The following is a 14,586-nucleotide window of genomic DNA, read 5'->3' as shown; positions in this document are numbered from 1 at the left end:
CTAGAAGGATTACACAATGCGATGTCATGAAATTGATTATGAAATAATCGGCGAGTCCATGCAGATGGTTGAGGTCGAGCTAGACCCACGAGAGACCGTAATTGCTGAAGCAGGCGCAATGAATTATATGGAAAGCGGCATTGAGTTTGAAGCCAAAATGGGGGACGGCTCAGAGCCTGAACAGGGTTTTATGAGTAAGCTATTCAGTGCAGGTAAGCGGATGATCAGTGGTGAGTCGCTATTTATGACGCACTTTACGAATAGTGGGCATGGCAAAAAACGTGTCGCATTTGCTGCGCCTTTTCCAGGCTCCATTATACCTTTAGATATGGCCGAGCTTGGCGGCTCTGTTTATTTGCAAAAAGACTCTTTTTTGTGTGCCGCTCTAGGCACCAAAGTTGACATTGCATTTCAACGTAAACTTGGCGCAGGCTTTTTTGGTGGCGAAGGCTTCATTCTTGAGCATTTGCAAGGTGATGGTATGGCCTTCGCCCATGCAGGCGGCACGGTTATCAAAAAGCAACTTAATAATGACACATTGAAGTTAGATACAGGCTGTGTGGTCGGTTTTAGCGAAGGGATTGAGTTTGATATTGAGCGTGTCAGTGGTCTAAAAAGTATGTTCTTTGGTGGTGAAGGACTATTTCTAGCGACGTTGTCGGGTACCGGCACTGTGTGGATCCAAAGTTTACCTTTCTCAAGGTTGGCCGACAGAGTGATCCAACATGCACCAAGTCAAGGAGGTAGTCGTCAAGGTGAGGGCTCAGTGCTAGGTTCAATTGGTGACATAATTGATGGCGACTAGCCTTAGAAACCCTTTTATTTAAGCGCTTTTCGGCCTCATTCGATTTAAATGTATCGAGTGAGGCGTATTTCTTTTCAAGAAAAATCACTTTTTAGCAAATTGTCTGCATTTTAGACGATATCTAGGATGATGTTCACCGAAAGAGGTGATATACTCCCGCCGAATAATTTTCTACTTTAAATAGAGTAAAACAATGGCAGATTTATCGAAATACAGAAACATTGGTATTTTCGCGCACGTTGATGCGGGTAAAACTACCACCACTGAGCGTATCCTAAAGCTTACTGGTAAAATTCACAAAACTGGTGAGGTTCACGACGGTGAGTCAACTACTGACTTCATGGAACAGGAAGCTGAGCGTGGTATTACAATCCAATCAGCAGCTGTAACTTGTGAGTGGAAAGGCCACCGTTTAAACGTTATCGATACTCCTGGACACGTTGACTTCACAGTTGAAGTATACCGTTCACTTAAAGTACTTGATGGCGGTATCGGTGTATTCTGTGGTTCTGGTGGTGTTGAGCCACAGTCAGAAACTAACTGGCGTTATGCGAACGAATCAGAAGTTGCACGTTGTATCTTCGTAAACAAACTAGACCGTATGGGTGCTGACTTCTACCGCGTAGTTGGTCAGGTTGAGAAAGTACTTGGTGCTAACCCACTAGTTATGACTCTTCCAATCGGTATCGAAGACCAGTTCACTGGTGTTGTAGACGTACTAGAGAAAAAAGCATACATCTGGGACGAGACAGGCCTTCCTGAAAACTACGAAATCACTGACGTTCCAGCTGATATGGTAGACAAAGTTGAAGAATACCATGAGATGCTAGTTGAGTCTGCGGTTGAGCAAGACGACGACCTAATGGAAGCGTACATGGAAGGTGAAGAGCCTTCACTAGAGCAAATCAAAGCTTGTATCCGTAAAGGTACACGTGACCTTGCTTTCTTCCCAACTTTCTGTGGTTCTGCATTCAAGAACAAAGGTATGCAGCTAGTTCTAGACGCAGTTGTTGACTACCTACCGTCTCCAACTGAAGTTGATCCACAGCCTCTAACTGACAAAGACACAGGTGAGCCTACTGGTGAAGTAGCAACTGTTTCTGCAGAAGAGCCACTTAAAGCGCTTGCGTTCAAAATCATGGACGACCGTTTTGGTGCACTTACGTTCATCCGTATCTACTCTGGTCGCATGAAGAAAGGTGACACAGTACTTAACTCTGCAACTGGTAAAACAGAGCGTATCGGCCGTATGGTTGAGATGCAAGCAGACGAGCGTAACGAACTGACTGAAGCACAAGCGGGTGACATCATCGCGGTTGTTGGTATGAAGAACGTTCAAACAGGTCACACGCTTTGTGATCCTAAGCACGAATGTACTCTTGAAGCGATGATCTTCCCTGATCCGGTAATCTCTATCGCTGTTGCACCTAAAGATAAAGGTGGTAACGAGAAGATGGGTATCGCGATCGGTAAGATGGTTGCAGAAGATCCGTCATTCCAGGTTGAGACTGACGAAGATTCAGGTGAAACTATCCTTAAAGGTATGGGTGAATTACACCTAGACATCAAGGTAGACATCCTTAAGCGTACTTACGGCGTTGAGCTAGTTGTTGGTCAGCCTCAGGTTGCTTACCGTGAGACTATCACGCAAGAAATCGAAGACAGCTACACGCACAAGAAGCAGTCTGGTGGTTCTGGTCAGTTCGGTAAGATCGATTACCGCATCAAGCCAGGTGAGCCTAACTCAGGCTTCCAGTTCTCTTCATCAGTTGTTGGTGGTAACGTTCCTAAAGAATTCTGGCCTGCAGTTGAGAAAGGCTTTGCATCAATGATGCAAGAAGGTGTTCTAGCGGGCTTCCCTGTACTAGACGTTGAAGTTGAGCTATTCGATGGTGCTTTCCACGCAGTTGACTCATCAGCAATCGCGTTCGAAATCGCAGCTAAAGGCGCTTTCCGTCAGTCTATCCCTAAAGCGGGTGCACAACTTCTTGAGCCTATCATGAAAGTTGACGTGTTCACGCCAGAAGACAACGTAGGTGACGTAATCGGTGACCTTAACCGTCGTCGTGGTATGATCAAAGACCAAGAAGCTGGTGCAATGGGCGTTCGTATCAAGGGTGAAGTACCTCTATCTGAAATGTTCGGATACATTGGTCACCTACGTACTATCACGTCTGGTCGTGGTCAGTTCTCAATGGAATTCTCTCACTACGCACCATGTCCGCAAAACGTTGCTGACACTGTAATCGCAGCTGAGAAAGAGAAAAAAGCAGCTAAGTAATTAGCCCTTTTTATCTGATTTTAAAAACCGCTTGTTTTACAAGCGGTTTTTTTATGCCCGCAATATCTCATTCTATTTTCGTATAAAATATAGTTGAAAAAGGGACATTGGCTAAGTATTATGCCGATTCTTCAAATAGTGTAACTATTTTAGTACCAGCTTTGTGATACGTATAATGGAGTCGTGTTGTGCACACTGTGGATTTAAATTCGAATAAAATATTGCTTCTAATTAGCTTCTCATTAGGTCTGTTCTGTTTAGTGCTCGTCAATTTTGAGCTCGTGACATTTCAACTACTTAAGTGGTTGGGTTTAGTTTTGGTGTCATCTAGTGTTATTGTGGCAACGCTTCAGAAAAAAAATAAGCTGTTTGTGCACATTGATAAAGCGGGTATCAGTTATGGTATTGGCTTTACAGTGAGATATATTCACCAAGAGTCTATTGAATCAATTTCATCTCACACAAGCTTATTTGGAGATGTGCTGACGGTAAGAACTCGAGATAATAGTGTGGTTCGTTTTTACGCTTGGCAGGTCAGTGAGGCTGATTTGTCAAAAGCAGAGCGTTTACTGGCTTTATAGTTTTTATAAAAAATGCGCCCTAAGGCGCATTTTTATATTGTTAATACAGACTATTTACGTCGGCGACGTAAGAAAGCGAACGGTGTCGCAAGTAAGCTTAACCATGCTAAGCTACCGCTGTCGTCTTCATCAATATCAAGGACATTAACCGTCACTTCAACGGCTTCTGATTGGTTACCAGCAGCATCTTCAGCTTGTACTGTGAATGTGATTGAACTATTCGTTTCAAAATCAAGCTCACCCGCGACCATTAAAGTGCCTTGCTCGTTGATCTTCACAAGCTCAGTGCCTTCAATCATCAGCTTAGTTACCGCAGTGTTATCACTGAACTCTAACATACCAATCTCTGAGTCCATCTCGGCGTTTTCTTCGATTTGGAAAGTTTGATTAGCTGCAATGACTGGGCTGGTATCATCAATATCAAGGATGTTCAGCGTCACCTCAACCTTGTCAGATACATTACCCGCTGAGTCTTCTGCTTGTACTGTGAATGTGATTACACTATTCGCCTCGTAATCAAGTTCACCAGCAACCATTAACTTACCTTGCTCGTTGATCTTTACAAGCTCAGTACCTTCAATCATAAACTTAGTAACTGGTGATAGGTCAGCATCGGCATCAGTAAATACTAATGTGCCAATTTCCTTATCCATTTCAGCATTTTCTTCGATTTGGAAAGTTTGACCTGTAGTAATGACAGGGCGAGCATCAACAGTCTTGATTTCGATAACAACCGGGTCATGATCTGACGAGCGGTATGCATGATCAGCATAGTAACTTGCTAGCTGAGTGTCAGACTTATACTCAGTGTTATAGTCAAATACCGCAGGTTCATCCGCATTAATGTGCCAATCAGTTGCGTCTGTTACTTTCTTCAGAAGACTAGCAGATGCTACAGCATGGTCTAGGCTACCTAGGCGGCCAGAGAAAGTATAAGAGTATCCGAAGTTATCGCCATCAACGTGGTTCATTACATTTGCTAGGCCTTTGTCTGCAAATGCTTTAATCGGATCTTCCATCGCATACGCATTCATGTCACCAACAAGAATGATATCTGCATCTTCGTTGCCTGTTGGGTAAGTCATTAGCCAGTCAGCGAACTTATTCGCGCCTTCAGTACGGATTGCGTTCCAACAGCCTTGACCATCGCCTAAGTCAGCATTATTGCCTTCAGCGCTACGGCAGCTACCTTTAGATTTCAAGTGAGCGACTGCAACTGTGAACTCTTCATTCGTATCCAGTTTTCTGAAGCTCTGTGCAATTGGTGGACGGTTGCTATAATCAAATGGTGCTTCTGTGGTAAAGCTTGCCGTGCCAGCCTCTTCAACAACATCTTTACGATAAATGATCGCTGTTGTGATGTCGTCAGTACCAATCTTTTCTGCATTGAAGTTAACGAACGCATAGTCGCTGTCTGATTCTGCATTAATTGCTGCAACCAGATCATCAATTGCACTCAGCTCACCAAAACCATCGTTCTCGACTTCCATTAAACCGATAACATCAGCGTTTAATGCTGTGATAGCAGAAACAAGTTTAGCTTGTTGGCGCTGTAATTCTTCTTCGTTATCTGCACCACGAGGGGTAGGGAAGCCAGCGCCTTCACCATCACCATTGAAGTAGTTTAATACGTTAAAGCTGGCGATACGTAAATCACCCTCACCTTTTAACTCAGGTGCGTCAGTACGCTCATTACTGTTTACAAATTCAAGATCAACGGTTGGGTGAATACGATACTTGTTGAAGCTGTAGCCGACAACACCTGTTAAGCTATTTACAGTGTCGCCTAAACGTAAGCTGTTGTATGCACTTAAACCATTTTGCGGGTATTTAGGATCAAGGTTTTGCTTTGTAGAGCCATCATCTAGAAGTATTTCTTTTAATTTATTTTGTGCTTCTACCGCATTGGCTGCATCACCAGGAAGTGCAACTTGCGTACCTTGATAAAGGCGTTCTGTACCAAGCGAAACTTCACCATATCGCCCTAAACTATGGGTATTGTTTACAAAAAGAGGTTGTTCTATGTTGACAAGCATGCCTTCAAAGGCTTCTAAATCATCTAAAGCGGCGACAGGCAGAGTAAGCGTTGAAGCTGAGATATCCGCAGTACCACAGCTCTCTGCACGAGTGACATTACCAATCTGTGTCGCACTGTAATACTCTTGTACGGTACCTTCTAAGCGCACAATGTCACCGACTTTTACATCTAAGTCAGAGTAGTAAACAAAAATACCTTCAGAGGTCTTTACGTCTGTATCAACATCTTTTGCTAATGACTGAACAAAGAAGCCTTTTAGTTGGTCGTCAGTTTGTAGGTCAGCTGTTACGACCGCTTCAATAATAACCACTTGGTCTTTAAGTGGGCTTTCGTCAGCATTGCCTTGGATCGCATTAATCGTAGTGTATGCGTCGTTACACACTAGCGGCTTAATTGGCTCAGGCGTATCACCACCGTCACCACCATCTGTAGCACCATGGGCACCTATACCAGAGAAATCATTTTGGTCGAATTGCTCCCACTGTTCACTTGGGTTGAAAGCAGATGTTGCATCAGTGCGGCCTGAAGTGATGCTTGCTTTACGGCGCAGGGTTTTGTTGGCTGTTGTTACACCGCCCTCATCCCATGCTGAACCAGGATCAACACCCAACTGACCAAAGCTATCAACAATTGTACCGTCTTTAGTCAGTACTAATGCATCATCACCGTTGAAAAAAGTAATGGTTGATTCTGTATTGGCTTTTGCTTTTAATTCATCAACTGCTCTGCTATTTACAATAACGTAGGTTGCGTTTGCCGCGAGTGTGCCGGTTAAAGCTAAGGTGTTATTAGGTGAAGCTAGATCACCGTTACCATTTGAATAAAGAGAGATGCTGTAGCCATCTAGTGAGAGTTCAGCACCAGAAGTGTTGTATAACTCTACAGCTTTATTGCTTGAACTGCCTTCTACATATTCAGAGATAATAAGATTTGCTTGCGCAGGAGCTGTTGCGGCAGCTACTAATAGAGCAAGGGGTTTTAAGCTTGTTTTAATCATTTTGTTCCCGTGTATATTTTGATTATTAGCTAAATGGGGACATTAGCCTACGCGGGGTATGTTACATAAAAATGACAAAATGTTAATGCTAGAGATGGGTAAAGAGTGAAAACTCTATGCTTTCACTCTTTATTTCATATGGTTTTACTGTTCTTTTAACCAGGTTGCGGCTTGCTTAGCAAAGTAAGTCAAAATGCCATCAGCGCCGGCACGCTTAAAGGCCAGTAACGATTCCATAATGCATGGCTTTTCAGCAAGCCAGCCATTATCAATCGCAGCTTTATGCATGGCGTATTCCCCACTTACTTGATAAGCGAAAGTTGGTACACCAAACTCGTCTTTTACGCGACGTACCACATCTAAGTAAGGCATGCCAGGCTTAACCATCACCATATCAGCACCTTCTTGCAGGTCTAGTGCAACTTCACGAATGGCTTCGTCTGAATTAGCTGGATCCATTTGGTAGTTCTTTTTATCAGCGCCTTTTAAGTTACCTGCAGAGCCGACTGCATCACGGAACGGACCATAGTAGCTTGACGCGTACTTTGCTGAATACGCCATGATGCGTGTATGGATGTGACCTTCAGCTTCAAGCGCTTCACGAATGGCACCGATGCGGCCATCCATCATATCTGAAGGTGCAACCACATCGGCACCCGCTTCAGCATGTGACAGTGCTTGTTTTACTAAGATCTCTGTGGTGATGTCGTTCATCACATAGCCTGTTTCATCAATGATGCCGTCTTGACCATGCGTCGTAAATGGGTCAAGTGCCACATCGGTGATCACGCCAAGGCTTGGACACTCAGCTTTTAGGGCACGGACTGTTCGCTGCGCTAACCCTTCAGGGTTATAGGCTTCTTCCGCATGAAGTGATTTCTTATCAGCAGGTGTTACTGGGAAGATTGCGATTGCTGGTACACCTAGCTCTACCAACTCTTTTGCTTCTTCTACGAGTAAGTCGATAGATAACCGTTCAATGTCAGGCATAGATTCAATGGCCTCACGACGGTTTTTCCCTTCAAGTACAAAAACTGGATAAATCAGGTCATTCACGGTTAATTGATTTTCACTCATCAGGCGACGAGAGAAGTCATCACGACGCATGCGACGCATACGAGTATAAGGAAATAAATCTAATCCTGATTGAGCCATTCTATTCTCCTAAGGCTGATAGATTCTAACTTGGTTACGGCCTTGCTTTTTAGCTTCATAGAGTGCTTTGTCAGCAAGGTCGGTATAAAGATGTGGTGATTTAGGGTCGATAGCAATGGCACTATAAACGCCAGCGCTGAGCGTCAGATTGACGATTGCTTTGTCGAGTTTCAATTGGAATTTCTCAACGGTACTGCGGATCTGCTCGGCAATTTGCTGTGCACCTACAAGCTCTGTGTTCGGTAGTAACATGACAAATTCTTCACCGCCATAACGAAAGACTTCGTCTGAAGGGCGCTGTAAGTGTGATTTGATGATATCAGCAACAGCGCAAATGGCTTTATCGCCACTTAAATGGCCATAGGTATCATTAATATTTTTGAAGTGATCTATGTCTAACATCACGACACTTAATGTACTTTGTTCTCGTCTTGAGCGCCTTACTTCCATTTGTAGACGTTTATCGAAATAACGACGGTTTTTAATTTTAGTGAGTGGATCTTCAATGTTGATCTGTTCAAGCTCACGGTTTTTATCTTCAAGCTCTCGCAAAGTGACCTGTAATTCAAAGGTGCGTTCATCAACGAGTGCTTCTAAGTCAGCTTGTGTTTGTTCTTGTAGTTTAAGCTTTTCATTAAGCAGAGCATCTTGCGCTTGGCTATGGGCTAATTTAGCTTGTTGAGCCTCGACCTCAAGGTCTCGTTCAGAAATGAACTGTCTTACCAAAGCAAAACTAAGAATTAAGCTCACAATGAAATAGCAAAAATAACTGACAGGGGTACTCAGTTGCGGCCCTGAAAGAAAGCCTAATTCAAAGCTAACTTGATGTACTAGTGCAAATAGCATGAAAGCAAACATGCTAATAAAACAAGGCGCATGCTGTTTGTAAATCACCCATTGGCTAATAAATACCAGCATGAGTGCTGTAATCACAACAAAGCTAAGGGTATAGCTGGATGCTAAAGCGATATCAATTGGTAATAGGCCCAGAGCAAGTGTGACTAAGGCAATTACAAGATATGCATAGCGCTTAGGTAAAGAAAGTACTCTTTTGAGTTTTGGTATCTTTATGTAAGGTTTCAATAAAGGAATTAAGGCACAACTCGACAACAGGATCAGTAACGGTTGTGCGTATTGTTGTAGCCACTGCCAGTTGCCATATAAATAGCGATAGCTAAAGCCATAGAGGTGAATGTTGAGTAGCCACAGTAAACTCACAAATGCTGTCGCGTATAAAAAGTAAGGCTTTTTGGTAAATGAGAATAGCGCCAAATGCATCAGTGCTAGAGCAATAATAAAACCGGCAAAAATACCGTAAATCAGATTGAATTTGCTTTTGTACTTTATATATTCAATAGGATGCCACAGACTCAAAGGTACATTGATGGCACCCGAGTGTTCAATGTTGAGATATAAAATAGCATGTTGTTGCGCTAAAAGTTTGATGGGCACTAGCTGTGCCTCATGCTTTATCGGCCGTTTCACAAGCGGCAGTGCATCGCCTAAGGCAAGTGTGATAATTGAGTTGTCTTGCGTAGCAATGTAAGCGGTAACTTTATCAAGTAAGATATTATCGACACTTAATAATAAGTCGATATCACTCACAGAGAGATTCTTAAGAGAGACTTTAAGCCATAGCGGCTTAGTACTTTTGCCTAAGTTAAGTGGCTCTGTTGCTTCACTTGTCCAGTTAACGTTTTTTTCAATGAGTTGTTTGAGGTTCTTGCTGTCATCAAGCGTATAAATGTATGGCAGTTGTTTTTGATAACGAAAATCGTTGCCTACCTCTAATGCTGAGCTAAGAAATGAGCTTAAAAATAATAAAAACGACAGCAAAATACGCATATTACTTGTCCTTTTCAGACAAAAATAAACGCTGAAAATTACTGCGTGTGATCTCTGAAATATGCTCGATTGTTTGCCCTCTTAGCTCTGCTGCTACTTTCGCAACTTCTGGCAAAAAAGCAGGTTCGTTGCGGCGAGATTTTGGCTTGGGTTTTAAGCTACGAGGTAACAGATAAGGCGCATCAGTCTCAAGTAAGAGCCTGTCATCTGGGATCAGAGGTAATAACTTTTGCAGTTGCTCACCACGGCGCTCATCACATAACCAGCCGGTAATGCCAATCATTAAGCCGTAGTCTAGATAGTACTCTAGCGCATCTTGCGAACCAGTAAAGCAATGCAGCACGCCTTTGACTGGAGTGCGCTCTAACTGCGCACGTATACTATCAAAGGCATCTCTTTCATGAAGGTATACAGGCATATCAAGTTGCTGAGCAAGCAGTAGATGTTGCTCTAAAACCGCGTTTTGGCTATCACGAGGAGAAAAATCACGATTAAAATCGAGTCCGCACTCTCCAATTGCAACCACTTCCTGGTGTTCGGCCAAAGCGTTGATTTGCGCCACAAAATCTGTTGGTGCATTTTTCGCGTCATGAGGGTGGATCCCTGCTGTACTCACTAAACTATGCTGTTTGGCAAGCGACAAGCTCTCATGGCTAGATTGAAGACAGCAACCAATCAAAAGCATATTGTCTATACCGGCCTCACCGGCACGTACAAGCATCTTTGCCCTGTCGTTATCGAACTGACTGCTGGTTAAATTGACACCCGCATCGATGAAACGATTGTGCATTACTGAATACGTTTAACCGGAATTTGACGGTTAGTACCTGCTTTTTTTATTCTAAAAGAATCGAAGGTACCGCGTATAATTACCACTTCATCTCCTTCTTTTACAGTAAAGCGGTCTGAACCCTTTTGCTTCCATACCTGGTCATTGCTCAAAGTGAAAGTCCGTTGTCTTCTCGGGTTCAGTGTTATTTTTACAACCGTAGAACGGATTTCATCTAGCTTTATAGCTGCGGCTTGTTTTCTTTTTTCTAGCCCAAATTCGTTGGCTTTGTTTTGAGGTTTTTCAACTATTTTTGATGTTTTAGCTAGTTTATTTTTTTCGACTTTCGTTACAGGCTGAGAAACTTTCTTGCCGGCGATGACTTTGTCATAACACATTAAGCGTTTTAAGTCGTTTTCTACCAGGCTGCACGCCTCAAGTGCTTGCACGTTAATCTGGGATGAATAACTTGACGTAGAGAGTAACAAAAGCGTTGTCATTAGTATTTTTTTCATAGCTCTTCTTCCTGTTGTTCAGTTGTTTTTTTTGTATAAAAAGCGGCTAATATAAGACCTAATTCAAATAACAATAGCATAGGTAATGCGAGTAAAGTTTGCGATAGCACATCTGGCGGTGTTAAAAACATCGCAATAACAAAGGCACCGACAGCAATATATGGACGTTTTTCTCGCAAGCTTTGCGTTGTTGTTGCACCACTCCAGCATAACAGCATGATGGCCACGGGGATCTCAAATGCGACACCAAAGGCAAAAAATAACTTTAAGATAAAACTTAAATAGCTACTGATATCGGGAGAAAGCGTCATCATTTCAGGGCCAACATTCGTAAAGAAGCCTAGAATGATTGGCATGACAACGAAATAACAAAAAGCAATACCTGAGTAAAACAGCACGATACTTGATATCAAAATTGGGATCAGCATGCGCTTTTCATGTTGATAAAGACCGGGTGCGATAAAACTCCACACCTGATGCAAAATGAAAGGGATGGCAGCAAACAAGGATATAAACAAGGTTAACTTAAACGGCGCGAAGAAAGGGGCCGTCACATCAGTTGCAATCATTGTGCTGTTTTCAGGCAAGCTCTGTACAAGCGGATCAGCGACAAAAGCATATATGTCGTTAGCAAAGTAAACTAAGGCAATAAATATCAATAAAATACTGAGTAACGCTTTCATTAAGCGATTACGCAACTCAATTAAATGGCCAATAAACCCGCTTTGAAGCGATTCGGACATAGTGGATGCTCGTTATTTCTGATTATCGTTTTTCTGTTCAACAGGAGATTGTTGAACGGGTTGTTTATAGCTGTGTTGTACTGACTCAGCGGCCTTTTTAAGCTCTTCAACTGACTCTTTTAGTGCTGGTGCTAAATCTTCCATATTTTGTTGCTCAGCCTTTTTAAGGTTATTGTGCAACTCATGAATTCGCAGCTCTTCATTGACTTCAGCTTTAACAGAATTAGCCACTGATTTAATGGTCTTAATCCAGCGGCTAACAGTTCTAATTGCGACGGGCAGACGTTCAGGACCCAACACGACGAGGCCGACGATTAAGACGACCACTAATTCCCACATACCCATAAGGGTTAAACCTTATCTTTTTGCTTTTCTTCAGCTGCTTGGGTTTGCTGTTGGCTGTTGTCTTTGAGTTGCTCGGGCTTGCTGTTTTGGTCTTCATCAGCAACGGCTTTTTTAAAGCCTTTTACTGCATTACCTAAATCGCCACCAATGCCGCGTAGTTTTTTAGTACCAAACAAAAGCACAATGATCGCTAAAACAATCAAAAGTTGCCAAATACTAATTCCACCTACACCCATAATGACTCCGTATGAAAGATTAAATAAAAGTTGATTATACGCTCAGTGAGCAAAATATCACCCTGTTTTACGCCACGCTGCTAGAAATGCGCCGATTGATGCAATGAGGGTAATAGTGCTCAAGGTTGTCTGCGCTGCTAAAAAGCTGAGACCAGACACAATTAACAAGCTAGAAGCCAGCATTCCCAATAAAATAGGCTTTTGAGAGCTTACAACAGGCTGTACGGTATGCTGCTTTTTTTGTTTCAGATTTTGATAGATTAAATCTGGTAGTTCAGGCATCTTTTCTGCCCAAAATGGTAAGTTAGCATACATTTGTTTCAGTACTGAGACAGGACCTACTTGTTCTTTGACCCAATTTTCTAAGAAAGGTTTCGCCGTTTGCCAAAGATCGAGCTGTGGATAGAGCTGTCGACCTAACCCTTCAACATACAATAAGGTTTTTTGCAGCAATACCAGTTGTGGTTGTACTTCCATATTAAAGCGACGTGCTGTGTTAAACAGGTTAACTAACACATGACCAAATGAAATCTCAGCTAGCGGTTTATTGAAAATGGGCTCGCACACTGTACGAATGGCAAACTCAAACTCTTCAACACAAGTATCGGCGGGCACCCAGCCCGAATCAACATGCAACTGCGCGACTTGGCGATAATCGCGGTTAAAGAAGGCAATAAAGTTTTCTGCTAAATAGCGTTTATCTTCTTTATTTAGGGTGCCGACGATGCCGCAGTCGATACCAATATATTTCGGATTAGCAGGGTGTTCACGAGAGACAAAGATATTGCCAGGGTGCATATCGGCATGGAAAAAACTATCTCTGAATACTTGGGTGAAAAAGACTTCAACACCACGCTCAGCAAGTAATTTTAAATTGGTATTTTGAGCTTCAAGAGCATCAATATCTGATACAGGAATACCGTATATACGTTCCATCACCAACACATTCTTGCGTGAGTAATCGCTGAATACCTCAGGAATATATAGTGCGTCAGAGTCTAAAAAGTTGCGTCTTAGTTGCAGGGCATTTGCCCCTTCACGTTGCAGGTCGAGTTCATCTAATAAAGTTTTACGATACTCTTTTACTACTTCAACGGGACGAAGACGGCGTGATTCACCAATAAACTTGACGATGACTTTGGCAACTTGCCCCATTAAAGATAAGTCGGCATGAATTTGTTTTTCGATATCAGGGCGAATGACTTTAATGACGACGTCCTGAGTACCTGACTCAAGTTCTAGGGTTGCGGTGTGTACTTGGGCAATAGACGCAGACGCCAACGGGGTTTGCTCAAAGTTAGCAAAAAGCGCATCGATGCTATTAATTTCTAGCGCTTGTTCGATGAGTTCTTGTGCCTTGCGGCCTTCAAAAGGCTCTACTTTATCTTGCAGTAGGGCAAGCTCTCGGGCGATATCATCAGGCAGCAAATCGCGACGGGTAGACAGCATTTGCCCAAACTTGATCCAAACTGGGCCAAGAGATTGCAGGGCTAGGCGAAGGCGATACCCCAGAGGTTTATCTTTATGCTGATTTTGCAGCCAAAATAAGCTATTTCTGGCGGCTTTTGCAAACCAAGGGAATTTGTCTTTCGGTATGAGGTCATCAAGGCCGTATTGCAGAAGGGTTTTTGTAATATGATACAAACGCGATGCAGACAAAATAGCTCCCTTAGCGATTTAAAAGTTGTTCAATACGTTGTTCGAGTTGCGCAGCATGTTGTTTAATAGCGCGTGTATGTTGTTTAAATTGTTGCAATTCCAATGGATGAATCGCCACTTTCAGCTCATCTTGCATAAGTTGTGTGAAAGTGCCCGCAAAGGTTGTGGCACTGTGACTTAAACACGCTTTGGTTTGTTGGCCTTTTTCGACGATGAGTTGCGCTGGGGCATCACCGATATAAGCAGATAGATGTTCAGCCCAATCAATGTCTAACTTGGCAAAAGCGCCGCTATAAGCCTGTGCTAAGTGCAAGTCACCTTCTAAATCCAGTTTGTTCTGACGAATAAGTTGTGTCATGACACTGGGATCTTTGAGTTCTGGCAGGGTCTCTAAAAGTGCGCTGATCTTACACTCTGCTTGCTCTTGGTAATTGTTGAACAGCATAAACTGTCTGCCAGTGAAAGTGAGTGCGTAAGTTGTATGCCAGTCCCTAATCTCAACGGCCAAGGTTTTATGCTTAACCTGATCAAGTGCTAGCTTTAAGCTGGGCTCTTTGTCTAAAAGCAGATTAAGCGCATTTTCAATGGCTGCGCAGGCAAGCGTTGTCAGCATAGTC

At 43.0% G+C, this 14,586-nt stretch carries 13 protein-coding genes; 3 read left to right on the top strand and 10 right to left on the bottom strand.

The window, feature by feature from the left end:
- The first annotated feature begins 16 nt into the window (after positions 1-16).
- The 3 genes from ACGHEH_RS13625 to ACGHEH_RS13615 all read left to right on the top strand — a co-directional run bounded on the left by ACGHEH_RS13625 (position 17) and on the right by ACGHEH_RS13615 (position 3,667).
- Positions 17-805, top strand: a complete 789-nt coding sequence (locus ACGHEH_RS13625) for a TIGR00266 family protein (protein WP_058031343.1) — start codon at positions 17-19, stop codon at positions 803-805.
- A 193-nt stretch (positions 806-998) separates the two neighbouring features.
- A complete protein-coding gene (fusA, locus tag ACGHEH_RS13620; protein ID WP_390446233.1) occupies positions 999-3,086 on the top strand; it encodes an elongation factor G in 2,088 nt (695 codons plus the stop codon).
- A gap of 188 nt (positions 3,087-3,274) precedes the next feature.
- Positions 3,275-3,667 (top strand): hypothetical protein, encoded by a 393-nt coding sequence (locus ACGHEH_RS13615; RefSeq protein ID WP_390446231.1) that lies wholly within the window; start codon positions 3,275-3,277, stop codon positions 3,665-3,667.
- Positions 3,668-3,717: 50 nt separating this feature from the next.
- On the opposite strand, the gene ACGHEH_RS13610 is transcribed toward ACGHEH_RS13615, so the two are convergent.
- The 10 genes from ACGHEH_RS13610 to ACGHEH_RS13565 all read right to left on the bottom strand — a co-directional run bounded on the left by ACGHEH_RS13610 (position 3,718) and on the right by ACGHEH_RS13565 (position 14,582).
- Positions 3,718-6,702 carry an ExeM/NucH family extracellular endonuclease gene (locus tag ACGHEH_RS13610; protein WP_390446229.1) on the bottom strand — a complete coding sequence of 995 codons (2,985 nt, stop codon included), beginning with the start codon at positions 6,700-6,702 and terminating at the stop codon, positions 3,718-3,720.
- Between the two features lie 144 nt (positions 6,703-6,846).
- Positions 6,847-7,857: a porphobilinogen synthase gene (gene hemB, locus ACGHEH_RS13605; RefSeq protein WP_390446227.1), complete on the bottom strand. Its 1,011-nt coding sequence runs from the start codon at positions 7,855-7,857 to the stop codon at positions 6,847-6,849.
- Positions 7,858-7,866: 9 nt separating this feature from the next.
- On the bottom strand, positions 7,867-9,702 hold the full coding sequence (locus ACGHEH_RS13600; RefSeq protein WP_390446225.1) for a diguanylate cyclase: 1,836 nt from the start codon (positions 9,700-9,702) through the stop codon (positions 7,867-7,869).
- Between the two features lies 1 nt (position 9,703).
- Entirely contained in the window at positions 9,704-10,492 is a 789-nt protein-coding gene (locus ACGHEH_RS13595) for a TatD family hydrolase (protein WP_390446223.1), read from the bottom strand.
- On the bottom strand, positions 10,492-10,986 hold the full coding sequence (locus tag ACGHEH_RS13590; protein WP_390446221.1) for a hypothetical protein: 495 nt from the start codon (positions 10,984-10,986) through the stop codon (positions 10,492-10,494). The genes ACGHEH_RS13595 and ACGHEH_RS13590 overlap by 1 nt, the downstream gene beginning before the upstream one ends.
- On the bottom strand, positions 10,983-11,729 hold the full coding sequence (gene tatC, locus ACGHEH_RS13585) for a twin-arginine translocase subunit TatC (protein ID WP_390446219.1): 747 nt from the start codon (positions 11,727-11,729) through the stop codon (positions 10,983-10,985). Before tatC ends, ACGHEH_RS13590 begins: the two co-directional genes overlap by 4 nt.
- Positions 11,730-11,741: 12 nt before the next feature.
- Positions 11,742-12,074 carry a Sec-independent protein translocase protein TatB gene (tatB, locus tag ACGHEH_RS13580; RefSeq protein WP_390446217.1) on the bottom strand — a complete coding sequence of 111 codons (333 nt, stop codon included), beginning with the start codon at positions 12,072-12,074 and terminating at the stop codon, positions 11,742-11,744.
- A 5-nt stretch (positions 12,075-12,079) separates the two neighbouring features.
- Positions 12,080-12,310: a Sec-independent protein translocase subunit TatA gene (tatA, locus tag ACGHEH_RS13575; protein ID WP_130256614.1), complete on the bottom strand. Its 231-nt coding sequence runs from the start codon at positions 12,308-12,310 to the stop codon at positions 12,080-12,082.
- Between the two features lie 57 nt (positions 12,311-12,367).
- Positions 12,368-13,969: a ubiquinone biosynthesis regulatory protein kinase UbiB gene (gene ubiB, locus ACGHEH_RS13570; RefSeq protein ID WP_390446215.1), complete on the bottom strand. Its 1,602-nt coding sequence runs from the start codon at positions 13,967-13,969 to the stop codon at positions 12,368-12,370.
- A gap of 10 nt (positions 13,970-13,979) precedes the next feature.
- Positions 13,980-14,582 (bottom strand): SCP2 domain-containing protein, encoded by a 603-nt coding sequence (locus ACGHEH_RS13565; RefSeq protein ID WP_390446213.1) that lies wholly within the window; start codon positions 14,580-14,582, stop codon positions 13,980-13,982.
- Positions 14,583-14,586: the final 4 nt, after the last annotated feature.

This window comes from Pseudoalteromonas sp. MTN2-4, from assembly GCF_042848605.1.
In the GTDB taxonomy this organism is placed as follows: Bacteria; Pseudomonadota; Gammaproteobacteria; order Enterobacterales; family Alteromonadaceae; genus Pseudoalteromonas.
The sequence above is the reverse complement of the archived record's forward strand: the minus strand, read 5'-3'. Positions and strand labels throughout refer to the sequence as shown.

What these genes read in the sequence shown, in the direction of transcription:
- ACGHEH_RS13625 (WP_058031343.1), top strand. Translation starts at nt 17, where the DNA reads ATGCGATGTCATGAAATTGATTATGAAATAATCGGCGAGTCCATGCAG.
- fusA (WP_390446233.1), top strand. Translation starts at nt 999, where the DNA reads ATGGCAGATTTATCGAAATACAGAAACATTGGTATTTTCGCGCACGTT.
- ACGHEH_RS13610 (WP_390446229.1), bottom strand. Translation starts at nt 6,702, where the DNA reads ATGATTAAAACAAGCTTAAAACCCCTTGCTCTATTAGTAGCTGCCGCA.
- hemB (WP_390446227.1), bottom strand. Translation starts at nt 7,857, where the DNA reads ATGGCTCAATCAGGATTAGATTTATTTCCTTATACTCGTATGCGTCGC.
- ACGHEH_RS13600 (WP_390446225.1), bottom strand. Translation starts at nt 9,702, where the DNA reads ATGCGTATTTTGCTGTCGTTTTTATTATTTTTAAGCTCATTTCTTAGC.
- ACGHEH_RS13595 (WP_390446223.1), bottom strand. Translation starts at nt 10,492, where the DNA reads ATGCACAATCGTTTCATCGATGCGGGTGTCAATTTAACCAGCAGTCAG.
- ACGHEH_RS13590 (WP_390446221.1), bottom strand. Translation starts at nt 10,986, where the DNA reads ATGAAAAAAATACTAATGACAACGCTTTTGTTACTCTCTACGTCAAGT.
- tatC (WP_390446219.1), bottom strand. Translation starts at nt 11,729, where the DNA reads ATGTCCGAATCGCTTCAAAGCGGGTTTATTGGCCATTTAATTGAGTTG.
- tatB (WP_390446217.1), bottom strand. Translation starts at nt 12,074, where the DNA reads ATGGGTATGTGGGAATTAGTGGTCGTCTTAATCGTCGGCCTCGTCGTG.
- tatA (WP_130256614.1), bottom strand. Translation starts at nt 12,310, where the DNA reads ATGGGTGTAGGTGGAATTAGTATTTGGCAACTTTTGATTGTTTTAGCG.
- ACGHEH_RS13565 (WP_390446213.1), bottom strand. Translation starts at nt 14,582, where the DNA reads ATGCTGACAACGCTTGCCTGCGCAGCCATTGAAAATGCGCTTAATCTG.